The organism is Pseudoalteromonas sp. GutCa3, from assembly GCF_002836155.1.
GTDB lineage: Bacteria > Pseudomonadota > Gammaproteobacteria > Enterobacterales > Alteromonadaceae > Pseudoalteromonas > Pseudoalteromonas arctica.
On the sequence record NZ_PJBK01000067.1, the window covers coordinates 191,104 to 203,695 of the forward strand.

Consider the following 12,592-nt stretch of genomic DNA (forward strand, 5'->3'; position numbering starts at 1 on the left):
TACATTATTAATGTATTAGCTTAAGCATTAGAACATCATGTTAAATGCCTATAATTAAAATTGTATTTAAAACAAAGCGTGGTAATTATTTAAGTATCAATAGATTTAAGCGATCGTAAAAACAGCCCTAAGCCGCCAAACGCTAAAATTATAATAACAATCAAATCAAACGACGTCATAGTTCGCATACTAAATCGAACACTAGATATAACGCCAAATATTAGTGCGGTTAACGAACCTAGAGATAGCACCCAGCCTAAAATATTTTTAGAATTGTAAAAAATCAGACCCACACCAAAAATAAATGGGATCATAACCATGCCGCCTGTAACGCCAAAGCCACCTAAAGCATTAACACTATAAATGCGAGAACTTAGTCCAAAATTAGAGGTCACCGAAATTGCGTTTAGCAGCATATAAAAGCCACCGCACATCATAATCAAACCAATAAAAAAATGCCCAATACCACCAGAGCTTCCACCCGCACCTTTCATTATTAATTATTCCTTTTATATTTTTAACTTAATCGTTTTAAATGGTAATTACTCGACTATTAACATTGACCGCGGTCTACATAATCAATCAGTGCACACGCGAAAACACTTATCGCGTAATTACATGCCAAATAACATAAAACCAAGATAAAAAACCGTGCAAAATTGCCCATAACACAGACTCATTAGCACTCCATGAAATAGCAATTGCTAGGGCCGTACCAAAAGATACTCCATATTTTACTATTTCATTTCTTGAGTTTCTCATTAATTACATTCCTAATTTTTAACTTATACCAATCTGCTTATATATGGGGTCTATTTAACGTTAAGAAAATTACGCTAGAACTAGGCAAAAATTTTTATATCTAGTTGTTCTAAATAAAAAATTTTTAACGACGTTATAGTGCAATTTAATTCGTTAAATTGATCAAAGATTTATGCAGGTTGGTATTATTAGCTGCTTGATTTGCTTACTAAAACTGAAAGCTCTTTACCATCAATATTGATACTTGCTTCTTTGTCTAGTTCAACAACTAAAGAAGGTGCCATATGTTTTCCACCTAGTTTTAGGTCAGTTGCTAAACTAACAGTAGAATCATCAATTGGCGTTACTGTAAGAGCAAAACTATACGAATTATCAACTGAAACTGATGCCTCTTCGTTTGAATTTACAACTAAAGTAGGTGAACCAATTAAGTTTTTATTATCATAAAATTTGGCATTCACTATAAAACTATCATTAGCTTGTGCAAATGAGGCAAAGCCTAACAACGCTACTATTGCGATTAATTTTTTCATTATTATCTCCATATAAATTATACAGTTTAAAGCTGTTAAGGCTTTATTGGCTGTGATTTTTTAGCTAGCAATTTACCAGCTAATGATTAAAAAACTTATGTTTTAGCTCTGATGAAGTAACCAACACCCAGTGAACTAATATAGAACAACACTCCAAATACACTAATATCAATGAGTAGCTTTAGAATGTCAAAAGTATCTGTAAACACAAGATACTCAAAAGCAAATAAGTGAAATATAACTTTTGATCCAAAATACGCAGTTAATAAAGGAATTACAAAAATAAGAATAGATTGATTTGATTTATTAATTTCCATACCCAAGTCTCCATTATTGGTTTAATTAACTCAGCTGTAAAATAGGTAAGTACTGAAGGACGAAAATTGCCAGCGGCTAGCCTCCCTTCTCGCCTTAATTACTTATACGGTGCTACCTTGAATTCTCTGCTTTGTAATTCATGGTAGTTATTTATCTTTGCAACTGCATTTTTGACTTGATCAAAAGTTGCACTTTTACAGAAGTATAGAACATATCCTCCCGTAATATCTTTATTAGAACTGAATGCATATTCAAGACCGAACTTTTCACACAATACGTCTTCAATATAATCCTTGTGATCGTAATCAATTAATTCAATTGATGCACCCCATTCAACGTGTTCTTTAACTTCAATTTTTGACAAGATATATCTGAATTCATCAAACATGTCACGTATACCTTACGTCTTATAATAGAAAGTGGTTAGTTAAAATATGCAGAAGTAAGGAGCCTATTAACAACTACCAGGCTTATAGTTAAATTACTACCTAAGATTTACCCTACTCTAATTCCCATCGTCATAGGTGGATAAACATGTCTGATAACAAAATTTTTTTCATTATCAAAAGTTAGTGTAAATTGATTTACTACGCCTTCACCTAAATGATCACTTTCAACAATGTCGCATATTCGGCTCGGCAGTTTTGAAATATTAAAAGGGTAAAATAATTCAATTCTTTCTAAAGGTTCTATACTCAAGCCTAAACTTGGGTAATAACCAATAGCGTCAACTTCACACGGTTTAATTAAATAAGTTTTGCCATCTTCAAATTCTAAGGTTATTTCATAGCAAATCAAAAAACCTTCATTACTCTTATCTTGCCATGCTAGGTGAACTTTTTCGTGAATATGACTTAATGAAACAGCTATAAGAACTTTTCCTTTCAAACTATTCAAGTCGAACATATATGCTTAATGCCTTAAATTACATCTTTCTATATTTACACCAGAGAATTTTAATGTAAACAACAAATTAAATAGGCTATTTATTAGAGTGGGTTGTGATATCAAAACGACTTTTAATAAAGTTATGAACCTCTTTTGATTTCGACGCACTACGAATGCGAATTAACAAAAAAGAGTCCTAATAGGTTTCATTGATATTGGCGAAGTTGGGTATTTAGGCAGGTTGGAGTATAAGAATAAAAGGTGATGTAAGTTAACAGCACCTATTTGAGTATTTACTTTATGAGATGTAATTTAGCTAAGTATTTTAAAATGTACCATAAAAGGCACTATAAAAAGAATTTAACCAATTGATTTATATACATCAATACTACTATTGGTTAAAAGTCCAGTAACTTGCGTACCAAACGCTTTAAAGTGTGGCTCGTTTTTATGCGCTTCAAAGTGCTCATCAGACGCCCACTGTTCGCTAACAACGTAATCGGTATGTTCATCATCACTTTTTACAGATAGTTCATAACGTAAGCACCCTACTTCTTGGCGCGATGACTTTTGTAAGTTTTCAAGTGCTGTAAGCATCACATCTGCATCAATATTTTTGCACGACAGTGCAGCTATAGCCGTTAACATGTGTATTCCTTTTTAAAAGTTAAGGTGTAGATAATCTACACCTTAAAATATTTAGTTTAACTTTGCGTTTGAGGTAAGTTTACTGATCCCACTGCGGCGCAAATTCTGGTGTTGCTTGGCGGTCGCCACAATCTAGGCCATCAATGCGGGCTATGTCTTCATCATCTAATTTAACGTGGTCGTTAAAGTTATCTTCTAAGTTTTTACGCTTAGTTGATGATGGAATTGTCGTCATGCCGCTTGCGTTAACCCATGCTAAAACAACTTGTGCTGGACTTGCATCGTGCTTTTTAGCAATGTCGATAATGGTTTGATCTTTAAGTACTTTACCTACTACAAATGGCATGTACGCTGTCACGTGTATATCGTGCTGAGCACAAAATGCACGCAATTTAGTATTAGTTAAATATGGGTGCACCTCAACCTGATTGGTAAATATTTCACGCGAGTCAAGCGTTTGCATTGCTTCATTTAAGTTTGCAATGGTGAAGTTTGATACACCAATGTGCTTAGTTAAACCAAGCTGCTTCGCTTTTAGTAATTCAGTGAGGTATTCACTCATTGGCTCGTCGTTAGCAGGCGATGGCCAGTGAATTAGCAGTAAGTCGACCGAATCAACTTGTAGCTTTTCAAGTGACTTTTTAACGCTTGGGATAAAGTCGCTTTTATTTAATTTGTTATTCCACACTTTGGTAGTTAAGAATATTTCACTGCGCGGAATATTACTATCTTTTATGGCTTGACCTACTTGCTCTTCGTTGCCATAAATTTGTGCGGTGTCAATATGGCGAAACCCAACTTCGAGCGCCATTTTTACTGAGTTATAGGCCGTGTCGCCCTCTAAGCGGAATGTTCCCATACCGAGTTCTGGCATTTCTATTACACGTTTTGTCATGGTTTATCCTTATAAAATAATCGGTTTGAAATACAAACTTCACTGAAGTTTTACGAAATACACCTTTTACTTCTTATTACGACTGTCACTTAAAAATCTATGACCTCATAACAGGTATGAGGTCATTAATTTTAGTTTCAAGGTTAGGGTCTGTTAATCTTTAGAGATTACATTTGCAGCAGTGTATTTGGTATTTAGGCAAGGCAGAGCCTATGCAGTGTGGTTGTTCCACATTAATAGGCGATAACGCAGCATAAATGCCAAATACGCGCTGCCTGTAGGTTCTTCCTAGGGTGGATTTACTCTTTGTCCCTCGATTTTTACTTAGCCCACTAGGTTACAAACCTCGCTCCGTGATTAAATCCTCCCTAGATTGAACAAATTTAATCCTAAAAGGTCAACAGACCCTGCTAAGACTTTATGCTTGCTGAATTTCACGTTTATCAAGCATACCGCTGTACCACTACACACCGAGTGCTAAAACAGAGATAACGGCGCCTATCCATGCTGTATCTTGCAGGGTCATGTTCTCTACTACGCTACCACCAATAATTGAGCCAAGTGCAATACCAATATTAAATGCGGCTATGTTTAAACCTGATGCAACATCTACCGCATTTGGCGTGTGCTTTTGTGCTTGCTTTACTACATAAAGTTGCAAGCCTGGCACATTACCAAAAGCAAATGCGCCCCATACTAAAATAGTAAGTACAGCAGCAATTTTTGATTCCATCGTAAAAGTAAATATCAGTAAAATAATACTCAAAGCGCTGAATATAATGCTCAGTGCGCTAATTGGGCCGCGTTTGTCGGCCAACTTTCCACCCCAAATATTACCTATCGCTACCGATACACCGTAAACAAGCATTATTAAAGCAATAGCCGAAGGCGCAAAACCTGTTTGTTGCTCTAAAATAGGTGCTAAATAAGTAAACGCTGTAAACGTGCCGCCGTATCCCAATATCGTCATTAAATACACGAGTAATAAACGCGGTTTTACAATTACTTGTAGTTGTTCTTTAAACGTGGCTGGTATTGATTGTTTTAAGTTTTTTGGCACTAAAATAGAGCTGCCGATTAATGCAATTAAACCTAATACCGACACAACTAAAAACGTTGCACGCCAACCAAAGTGTTGTCCAATCCATGTACCTAGTGGCACACCAGTTACTAGTGCTACAGTAAGCCCGGTAAACATAATGGCAATTGCACTGGCTTCTTTGTCTTTGCTTACTAGACTTGTGGCAATCATCGATCCGATTGAAAAAAACACACCATGGGCAAGCCCCGTTAAAATGCGCGCAAGTATTAATGTTTCGTAACTTGGCGCTTGCCAAGCAAGTAAGTTACCCAATACAAATAAGCCCATTAAGCTTATTAGTACCACTTTACGATTCCAACGACCCGTTAAAGCTGTTAGCACCGGCGCACCAATGGCAACGCCAACCGCATATAAACTTACAAGCAAACCTGCTGAAGGTAGGCTTACGCCTAAGTCGTTTGCAATGGTGGGTACTAATCCCACTATTACAAACTCAGTTGTTCCTATTGCAAATGCGCTTAAGGTAAGCGCCCACAAAGCCAATGGCATAGTTATATCCTCATTAATATTTGAAGAATGTAGTTTGGCTAAAATATCGTTTGCAAAAAATAGCATTAGTGACAAAATACTTTTGTTAATAATGCAAAGATGGTGTTGATATACTTATGGCGGTTCATTCAAAAACTGAAGATTTAGAAACGTTTATAACGGTAGTAGATTGCGGAAGCTTTTCGGGGGCGGCTAATTTGCTCGATCAACAGGTGGCTAAAGTGTCGCGAGCTGTATCACGCCTTGAAAATACACTGCAATGTACTTTGCTAAACAGAACAACACGCCGATTAGAGCTTACCGAAGAAGGCCATACTTTTATAAAATTTGCGCGCGAAGGGTTAAATACGCTTTATACCGGTGAAGAAGCCATAAAGCTTTTAAAACAAGCGCCAAGTGGCAAGCTGCGAATAGATGCGGCAAGCCCTTTTGTATTGCACCAACTTACGCCTTTAATTGACGAATTTGCCAAGCATTACCCCCACATAACGCTTGATATAACCTCACACGACAGCATTATTGATTTACTTGAACATAAAACCGATTTAGCCATACGCATTGGTGATTTAAAAGACTCAAACTTACATGCTCGTAAACTCGGCAGTAGTCAGTTACGTATTGTAGCCAGCCCAGAATATATAAAAAACAACGCAGCAATTATACAAATAGATGACTTACAAAATCATAAGTTAATTGGTTTTAGTGACTCCCCAAAATTAAACACTTGGCCGTTAGTAAAGCCCGCTTTATTTACGTTTTCGCTTAGCGCAAGCAGCGGCGAAACAGTGCGCCAACTATGTATTGCAAACCAAGGCGTTGCGCTACTTTCTCACTTTATGATTGGCAATGACCTAAAAACAGGTAAATTAGTTGAAGTGTTACCCAGTGCAGTTAGCTCTCCTAATAACCGAGAGGTTGTACAAGCCGTGTATTATAAAAACAGTGCGGTATCGTCTCGAATTGTGGCTTTTTTAGATTTTATAAAGCCACGACTAAGCTTATAACTATATTAAAAAGCAAGTTAAATTATGCTTGGTTATTAAAAAGCAAACCTGAATTTTTATTATCTGAAGATGATGAAAACATTGAATCCATTAAAGTAGATACATTTTTTCGCACTGTTAATTGTATCGACGATAGCTCACTATCGAGTTGCTTTTTAAGTTCGCTTAGCTCTTCTACCGCTTCCCCTGTGGGCGTATCAGAACTATTGGTCATTTCTCTTATTTTACTCTGTAAATCTTTAATTGACTCGATCGCTTTATTCATTTGAACTGCTGAATTGTCACTCGAATCTTCTGTTTCGCTGCTAATGATAGACTTTGCGTCTTCAGTAGCTGCAGTAGAGCTCGTAGTTTTTTCGGCGTCTTTATTTAAAGAAGAGTCTGCTTTAGCCTCTGGACTTATACTAGGATCATCCGTTTTTACAGTGTTTTTATTTAAATTACTTAGGTTTGAATAGCCATTGTCATTGTATAACTGCGAAGAAAGAGTTCCAAAATTCATTTTTGCCTCATGTGTCTAAAAATTGACGACTTCATTTTTATAATTAGAGGCAATTATCATTCCAAATATGGTAACAAATTGACCATCCGTATTTTAAACGGGAACAGGACTTATAAGTCGCCACGGGGTATTATTTTGCTTAATTTAAAATGCGAGGAAAGCTATACTTTTAAAATACGCCTGCGAAAGGCTAAATATTTTATGCACAGATGAAAACGCCATAAAGCTTTAAAACAAGCGCCAAATGGCAAGCAACTAATAGATGCGGCAAACCCTTTTGTATTGCATCAACTTACGCCTTTAATTGGTGAATTCGCTAAATAATACCCTCACATAACGCTTGATATAACCTCACACGGCAGTACTATTAATTTACTCGAGCATAAAACAGACTTAGCCATACGTATTGGTGATTTATAAGATTCGAACTTACATGCTCGTAAACTTGGCCGTTAGTAAAACTCATTTTATTTACGTTTTCGCTTAGCGCAAGCAGCGGCGAAACAGTGCGGTATCATCGCGAATTGTGGCTTTTTTAGATTTCATAAAGCTTAGGCTTAGTTTATAAGCTCTGTATATTAATATTAATATGCTTATTAAATGTTTTAACCGATTTTTTGACGCTTTTTAATAATCAAAAAGTATAAATAATAAAAGTAGTAATTAAAGGTATTAATTAAAATGGATTCTTTAACGCAGGTAGCATTAGGCAGTGCTGTAGGTTATGCGGTGTTAGGCAATAAAATAGGTCGAAAAGCCGTTTTATGGGGAGCAATTTTAGGCACGCTCCCTGATTTAGATGTATTTTTGCCATATGGCGGAACCTTAGAAGCATTTACTTATCACCGTGGCTTTAGCCATTCGTTATTAATACATTTATTAATTAGCCCGCTCATTGTATGGCTAATATTAAAAGTACACGCGGGAATGCAAATTTATAAAGTGCGCTGGTTTTGGCTAGTATTTTTAAGTTTATCTACACATGCCCTATTAGACAGCCTAACGGTATACGGTACACAACTACTCTGGCCTTTTACTGAGTACCCCTTTGCGGTTTCTAGTGTATTTATTATTGACCCTGCTTACACGCTTCCTTTATTAATTGGCGTAATATGTACGCTAATACCCAAAATAAAAGCAGCAACGGCTTATCGTATAAATGCAGCGGCTTTAGTTTTAAGTAGTCTATATTTATTTTGCGCTTTAATTTTAAAAGTAAATATTGATGACAAAGTAAAAACGGCTCTCAACAACAGACAAATACCAGTAAATGCGTATGTTAGTATGCCTGCTCCGCTAACCACTTTGCTGTGGCGTATTGTTGTGATGTCTGACGGACAATACTACGAAGGTTATGCATCAGTATTTGACGCGCCCAACGATGTTACATTAACGGCTTATCAAACAACGTCTTCACTGTTAAATAATATTAGCGATGAATGGCCTATAAAACGCTTGCAGTGGTTTACTAAAGGGTTTTATTCGGTGCGCCAACAGCAAAGCAATATTGTACTTTCTGATTTACGTATGGGCATGGAGTGCAACTATGTGTTTAATTTTGTAGTGGGTAAAAAAAATGATTCAGAAGTGAGCATTGGTAACTTTGAAAAAATAAGTCAAAGACCAAACTTAAACAATCTTCATAAAATATGGAACAGGATTTGGCAACCAAATGTGTCTTTAGCATCACCCGCTGCAAAAAATGACTGCAATAGCGAATAGCGGCATATTATAAAATTCGTACTAGCATGAGGAAGTTAAGTGAAGTTCAAGCAGCAATTAAACTAAATAGCTCACTAAAGTGATTGCTGCTTTTTTTGCTGATACATTGCAACATCAGCATCTTGAATCATATCCTCAACCGATTTACCTGTATCGTGTTTAAAGTGTGTTACTCCTACACTGTAGTCAATTTTGTATGGCTTATTTAAGGTATTATTAGCATGCGCTATTGCATCCGCAAACCTTTGTAAAACAAACTCTGCTTTTGTCTCGTCTGAGTCGCTTAACATCGCAACAAATTCATCTCCGCCAAGTCGACCTATTACTTCACAATCACGAAATGAACTAAGCATAATTTGTGCAAATTTATTTAATACAAAATCGCCTTCGTGGTGTCCATAAATATCATTAATTTGTTTAAACTTATTGAGATCAAACAATATAAACGACATTGATACTTTATTTCGCCTACATACATTTAGCGTATGTTCGGCAAGGTTTAAAAAGCCACGTCGATTAGAGATTCTTGTTAACTCATCAATTGTGGCTAGTTGAATTGATTGAATTTCTCGCTCGACTAACGTGCCTAAATCTCTTAGTAATTGTTTTTCTTCATCATTGAGTTGTCTAGGTTTATTATCGGCAAGGCACAAAGTGCCTATAATGACTCCCTCCCTTAATTTTAAAGGAAAACCTGCATAAAAGCGTACTTTAGGATCGCCTGTAACAAAGGGGTTATCAAAAAACCTTTCGTCTTGAGCTGTATCTGGGATTATTAATAACTCGTCTTGATTTATGGTGTGGCCACAAAATGAGGTTTCGCGAGGAAGCTCAGGCGCATCGAGCCCCTGTCTTGATTTAAACCACTGGCGGTCTTCGTCAATCAAAGTAACCAATGAAATAGAAACATTAAACATACGCTTGGCAATACGAGTAACACGATCAAATCGCTCTTCATGAGACGTATCTAGAATTTTTAATGCTCTAAGCGCGTGTAATCGCTCAGCTTCGTTATTTGGAATCTCAGGTTTAATCATTAAAGCTCTATTAATTTTAAATGTTTTATAAATTACGAAACTGGAGCGAATATTTTCGAGTATATAATCCGATAAACTTATTTAAACTATAAACAGTCTGCCTATTCAAACTAGAACATTACCTAAAAATAGCAATAAATAAATATTTATAAATATCAGTAAGTCGTGCCTAAATAAAGATAAGATTCAATCCGCAAAAAATTATGATTTAAACAGGTGGGAGTAGTGGTTGATACAACATAGCTACTCTTTAATGAAAAAGTAGTAGTGGCTATTTAGTTTTATTTAAATAACCACTGGATTTGGCATACTTACAAAAATAAACACTTTAATTTTGGTGCTCATATTGTCCACGGTAAACTTCAAATACTTTTAAAACAGTATGTTGCTCTTTAGTTAGGTTATCAAACCAATCATCAAACAGCTCATCATCTTCTTGCTCGCTTAGTGCCATATACCTTGCTAGTAACTCTACAATATCATTGTGGTTGCAGGTTAAAGGATTTACTTGTTGCGCCAAGGTACTGTGGTCGCGCTCTCTTAGGGTTTCCATCACCCCTTGATCAATTTGTTCTTGTTGTTGTGTTGCGTCACTCATACATAACCTCTGTAATAACTTTATAACCGTATTTGTTAACGTTTTAACTCTTAAATATAGTTATAACAGCCTAAACGCCAATAGCCAGCATTTTTGATTCAAGTGCTTATTTTTTGATTTGTTTGCGCAAATAGCCAGCAATTACGGCCTTTTTGAGGAACATTTAAATAATTTGCAATGGGAGAATAAATACGTTAAATTAAAATGATATACTATCACATATCATTTATTGAGGCGTATTATGAAACCAAATATTCATCCTGATTACCACGTGGTTGCTTTTCACGATACCGCTGCCGATTCTTACTTTATTATTGGCTCAACCATAAAAACGAGCCGCACAGTAGAAATAGACGGTAATACATATCCATACGTACCTATTGATGTATCAAGTGACTCGCACCCATTTTATACAGGCAAGCAAAAAACAACCGCTACAGATGGCCGCGTTGCGCAGTTTAATCGTCGTTTTAAAAGTTTATCGACTGTTAAAAAGGAAAAGGTATGAAAGTATTAAGCTCTCTTAAAAGTGCTAAGCAACGTCCGGGGTGTCAAATTGTAAAACGCAAAGGCCGCGTATTTGTAATTTGTAAAAACAACCCACGCTTTAAAGCAGTACAAGGAATGAAAAAGAAATAAGTTAAACGGGGATGCTCAACATATAATTAGGTAGCTTGCTTAAGCTACCTAATTTAGGGGGGACTATTTTACCACGACTGAAAACTCTGGCACTGCCTGAATTACTTTTTTTACCGTACAGGTATTAACGGCTGCAATAAGCGCCTTTTTATATTTATCAGGGAAGCCTTCTGGTAAGTTAATCTCAATTGAAAATAGCTTTTTACCGTTGTCATCTACATTTTCGTTATTTTGAGTAAGCGTCATACCTTGCGTTGAAATATCACGCTGCTCGCAAAACTTACGCGCATAAAAACCTGCACATAAAACCATACTTACTAAAAAATAATCAAACGGTTCTGGATACTCTGCATTGCCACCAGCGTTTACGCTTTGATCGCTTATTACTTCTAGGTCGCCAAATTTAGCGCTTTGCTTTTGGCCTTCTAACATTGAAACTGAAATTTCCATTGTGTTTCCTTATATTTATTGCTGCAGATACCTTTAACGCAATTAGCTTAAAAGTAGCTACTAAAGACACATATAGTCTAGGTTTATGAACCGAACAGTAATTCAAAGAACCCTGGAGGCTCGTGTAACTCATGATATTTTTTACGTAAATTATCTATATTTTTCAGTGGTTCTTTTGCCGCACTTAGCCCCTGCTCGTTTGCTGCTTTTTTTGCAAGTTCAGCTTGAGCAATCACTTTATCAAGGCCCTGCAATGACTGCTCAGGTTTTTTGTAAAACTTACCTGTTTTACTCACTTTAACCAGCTTTATAAATTCATCAATCGCAGTATTAAATTCACTAAGTTGAGTTGCCTGCACCGCTTGTTTATATGCAAGGCCCGTGTTTTTCATATTTACTTCAAGATCGACAGGTTCCTCGGCTAAAACCAATGAGCTAAATAATAACGCAATATTTAATAAGAAATATTTCATGAACAACCTTATGAATGAAAGACGCCTAATTGTATCAATTAAAGTAAAAAAAGTAACTCTACTACTCTGAACTTTGGAAGCTATCTGTAAAGCCCCTTTACAGTTTGTATTAGACATAAAAGACAGAGCTTAATCTTTAAACTTATGGAAATGGGTTATCACGCTATACCGCTAAGATATAAAACCTTAAAAGTCACAAAAAACAATCCCATAAAACACAACAACTAAACCAAAGATAAAATTAGACTCCTATTTATATCATTAAAAATCAACAGCTAAAAAAATAAAAAAAAGGCAAACAAGATAAAAAACAAAAATACATTGCTAATAATATAAACCAAAAGTTAACTGAAACACTTTAAACCATTGTTTTAACTATATTTTAACAATCGTCTTATCTTCTTTTTTTGTAGATTCAGCGATAATTTATTGCCTAAATACCTGCAAGTGTTAAACATGGGTACGCGATGTAAATTTTGTATACAAATAATTACTAACATGAATTTTATATTGCACTTAAGTTTTAAAAAAA

18 protein-coding genes and 1 pseudogene are annotated in these 12,592 nt (G+C 35.8%); 5 read left to right on the forward strand and 14 right to left on the reverse strand.

From position 1 onward, the window contains the following. Nucleotides 1–89: 89 nt before the first annotated feature. The 9 genes from CXF64_RS10815 to CXF64_RS10850 all read right to left on the reverse strand — a co-directional run bounded on the left by CXF64_RS10815 (nt 90) and on the right by CXF64_RS10850 (nt 5,635). Nucleotides 90–494 (reverse strand): hypothetical protein, encoded by a 405-nt coding sequence (locus CXF64_RS10815; RefSeq protein ID WP_002958658.1) that lies wholly within the window; start codon nt 492–494, stop codon nt 90–92. A gap of 109 nt (nt 495–603) precedes the next feature. Next, nucleotides 604–762: a hypothetical protein gene (locus tag CXF64_RS20810; RefSeq protein ID WP_007378675.1), complete on the reverse strand. Its 159-nt coding sequence runs from the start codon at nt 760–762 to the stop codon at nt 604–606. A 188-nt stretch (nt 763–950) separates the two neighbouring features. Continuing rightward, nucleotides 951–1,295 carry a hypothetical protein gene (locus CXF64_RS10820; protein WP_002958659.1) on the reverse strand — a complete coding sequence of 115 codons (345 nt, stop codon included), beginning with the start codon at nt 1,293–1,295 and terminating at the stop codon, nt 951–953. 95 nt (nt 1,296–1,390) lie between these two features. Next, nucleotides 1,391–1,612, reverse strand: a complete 222-nt coding sequence (locus tag CXF64_RS10825; RefSeq protein ID WP_007580848.1) for a hypothetical protein — start codon at nt 1,610–1,612, stop codon at nt 1,391–1,393. A 98-nt stretch (nt 1,613–1,710) separates the two neighbouring features. Then, entirely contained in the window at nt 1,711–2,001 is a 291-nt protein-coding gene (locus CXF64_RS10830) for a hypothetical protein (protein WP_101217001.1), read from the reverse strand. A gap of 107 nt (nt 2,002–2,108) precedes the next feature. Continuing rightward, complete coding sequence (locus tag CXF64_RS10835) at nt 2,109–2,519, reverse strand: hypothetical protein (protein ID WP_101217002.1); 411 nt, start codon at nt 2,517–2,519, stop codon at nt 2,109–2,111. A gap of 342 nt (nt 2,520–2,861) precedes the next feature. After that, nucleotides 2,862–3,149 (reverse strand): putative quinol monooxygenase, encoded by a 288-nt coding sequence (locus CXF64_RS10840; RefSeq protein ID WP_101217003.1) that lies wholly within the window; start codon nt 3,147–3,149, stop codon nt 2,862–2,864. Between the two features lie 79 nt (nt 3,150–3,228). Further along, nucleotides 3,229–4,044 (reverse strand): 2,5-didehydrogluconate reductase DkgB, encoded by an 816-nt coding sequence (gene dkgB / locus CXF64_RS10845; RefSeq protein WP_024591732.1) that lies wholly within the window; start codon nt 4,042–4,044, stop codon nt 3,229–3,231. 463 nt (nt 4,045–4,507) lie between these two features. After that, entirely contained in the window at nt 4,508–5,635 is a 1,128-nt protein-coding gene (locus tag CXF64_RS10850; RefSeq protein WP_101217065.1) for an MFS transporter, read from the reverse strand. A 116-nt stretch (nt 5,636–5,751) separates the two neighbouring features. On the opposite strand from CXF64_RS10850, the gene CXF64_RS10855 reads away from it, so the two are divergent. After that, complete coding sequence (locus tag CXF64_RS10855; RefSeq protein WP_101217004.1) at nt 5,752–6,639, forward strand: LysR family transcriptional regulator; 888 nt, start codon at nt 5,752–5,754, stop codon at nt 6,637–6,639. A gap of 22 nt (nt 6,640–6,661) precedes the next feature. On the opposite strand, the gene CXF64_RS10860 is transcribed toward CXF64_RS10855, so the two are convergent. Next, nucleotides 6,662–7,141 carry a hypothetical protein gene (locus CXF64_RS10860; RefSeq protein WP_101217005.1) on the reverse strand — a complete coding sequence of 160 codons (480 nt, stop codon included), beginning with the start codon at nt 7,139–7,141 and terminating at the stop codon, nt 6,662–6,664. Between the two features lie 169 nt (nt 7,142–7,310). On the opposite strand from CXF64_RS10860, the pseudogene CXF64_RS20960 reads away from it, so the two are divergent. Beyond that, a pseudogene (locus CXF64_RS20960) lies at nt 7,311–7,558 on the forward strand (LysR family transcriptional regulator); the annotation flags it as partial. Nucleotides 7,559–7,822: 264 nt separating this feature from the next. After that, nucleotides 7,823–8,863, forward strand: a complete 1,041-nt coding sequence (locus CXF64_RS10870; protein WP_101217006.1) for a metal-dependent hydrolase — start codon at nt 7,823–7,825, stop codon at nt 8,861–8,863. A gap of 74 nt (nt 8,864–8,937) precedes the next feature. Here the strand turns inward: CXF64_RS10870 and CXF64_RS10875 are convergent, their stop codons facing one another. Both CXF64_RS10875 and CXF64_RS10880 read right to left on the reverse strand, forming a co-directional pair. Next, entirely contained in the window at nt 8,938–9,900 is a 963-nt protein-coding gene (locus CXF64_RS10875; protein ID WP_024593037.1) for a sensor domain-containing diguanylate cyclase, read from the reverse strand. Nucleotides 9,901–10,228: 328 nt separating this feature from the next. After that, a complete protein-coding gene (locus CXF64_RS10880; protein ID WP_007580861.1) occupies nt 10,229–10,498 on the reverse strand; it encodes a hypothetical protein in 270 nt (89 codons plus the stop codon). Between the two features lie 241 nt (nt 10,499–10,739). Between CXF64_RS10880 and CXF64_RS10885 the strand changes: the two genes are divergently transcribed. Together CXF64_RS10885 and ykgO are read left to right on the forward strand one after the other, a co-directional pair. Then, the gene (locus tag CXF64_RS10885) at nt 10,740–11,006 is read left to right on the forward strand and encodes a type B 50S ribosomal protein L31 (RefSeq protein WP_007580864.1); all 267 of its coding nucleotides are present in this window, start codon (nt 10,740–10,742) and stop codon (nt 11,004–11,006) included. Beyond that, a complete protein-coding gene (ykgO, locus tag CXF64_RS10890; RefSeq protein WP_002958669.1) occupies nt 11,003–11,137 on the forward strand; it encodes a type B 50S ribosomal protein L36 in 135 nt (44 codons plus the stop codon). Before CXF64_RS10885 ends, ykgO begins: the two co-directional genes overlap by 4 nt. 63 nt (nt 11,138–11,200) lie before the next feature. On the opposite strand, the gene CXF64_RS10895 is transcribed toward ykgO, so the two are convergent. Then, complete coding sequence (locus tag CXF64_RS10895; protein WP_024591728.1) at nt 11,201–11,587, reverse strand: OsmC family protein; 387 nt, start codon at nt 11,585–11,587, stop codon at nt 11,201–11,203. Nucleotides 11,588–11,670: 83 nt separating this feature from the next. Next, on the reverse strand, nt 11,671–12,060 hold the full coding sequence (locus CXF64_RS10900) for a cytochrome b562 (protein WP_101217007.1): 390 nt from the start codon (nt 12,058–12,060) through the stop codon (nt 11,671–11,673). Between the last annotated feature and the right edge of the window lie 532 nt (nt 12,061–12,592).

Excerpts from the sequence above, each read along its gene's own strand:
- CXF64_RS10815 (WP_002958658.1), bottom strand. The coding sequence starts at position 494 with ATGAAAGGTGCGGGTGGAAGCTCTGGTGGTATTGGGCATTTTTTTATT.
- CXF64_RS20810 (WP_007378675.1), bottom strand. The coding sequence starts at position 762 with ATGAGAAACTCAAGAAATGAAATAGTAAAATATGGAGTATCTTTTGGT.
- CXF64_RS10820 (WP_002958659.1), bottom strand. The coding sequence starts at position 1,295 with ATGAAAAAATTAATCGCAATAGTAGCGTTGTTAGGCTTTGCCTCATTT.
- CXF64_RS10825 (WP_007580848.1), bottom strand. The coding sequence starts at position 1,612 with ATGGAAATTAATAAATCAAATCAATCTATTCTTATTTTTGTAATTCCT.
- CXF64_RS10830 (WP_101217001.1), bottom strand. The coding sequence starts at position 2,001 with ATGTTTGATGAATTCAGATATATCTTGTCAAAAATTGAAGTTAAAGAA.
- CXF64_RS10835 (WP_101217002.1), bottom strand. The coding sequence starts at position 2,519 with ATGTTCGACTTGAATAGTTTGAAAGGAAAAGTTCTTATAGCTGTTTCA.
- CXF64_RS10840 (WP_101217003.1), bottom strand. The coding sequence starts at position 3,149 with ATGTTAACGGCTATAGCTGCACTGTCGTGCAAAAATATTGATGCAGAT.
- dkgB (WP_024591732.1), bottom strand. The coding sequence starts at position 4,044 with ATGACAAAACGTGTAATAGAAATGCCAGAACTCGGTATGGGAACATTC.
- CXF64_RS10850 (WP_101217065.1), bottom strand. The coding sequence starts at position 5,635 with ATGCCATTGGCTTTGTGGGCGCTTACCTTAAGCGCATTTGCAATAGGA.
- CXF64_RS10855 (WP_101217004.1), top strand. The coding sequence starts at position 5,752 with ATGGCGGTTCATTCAAAAACTGAAGATTTAGAAACGTTTATAACGGTA.
- CXF64_RS10860 (WP_101217005.1), bottom strand. The coding sequence starts at position 7,141 with ATGAATTTTGGAACTCTTTCTTCGCAGTTATACAATGACAATGGCTAT.
- CXF64_RS10870 (WP_101217006.1), top strand. The coding sequence starts at position 7,823 with ATGGATTCTTTAACGCAGGTAGCATTAGGCAGTGCTGTAGGTTATGCG.
- CXF64_RS10875 (WP_024593037.1), bottom strand. The coding sequence starts at position 9,900 with ATGATTAAACCTGAGATTCCAAATAACGAAGCTGAGCGATTACACGCG.
- CXF64_RS10880 (WP_007580861.1), bottom strand. The coding sequence starts at position 10,498 with ATGAGTGACGCAACACAACAACAAGAACAAATTGATCAAGGGGTGATG.
- CXF64_RS10885 (WP_007580864.1), top strand. The coding sequence starts at position 10,740 with ATGAAACCAAATATTCATCCTGATTACCACGTGGTTGCTTTTCACGAT.
- ykgO (WP_002958669.1), top strand. The coding sequence starts at position 11,003 with ATGAAAGTATTAAGCTCTCTTAAAAGTGCTAAGCAACGTCCGGGGTGT.
- CXF64_RS10895 (WP_024591728.1), bottom strand. The coding sequence starts at position 11,587 with ATGGAAATTTCAGTTTCAATGTTAGAAGGCCAAAAGCAAAGCGCTAAA.
- CXF64_RS10900 (WP_101217007.1), bottom strand. The coding sequence starts at position 12,060 with ATGAAATATTTCTTATTAAATATTGCGTTATTATTTAGCTCATTGGTT.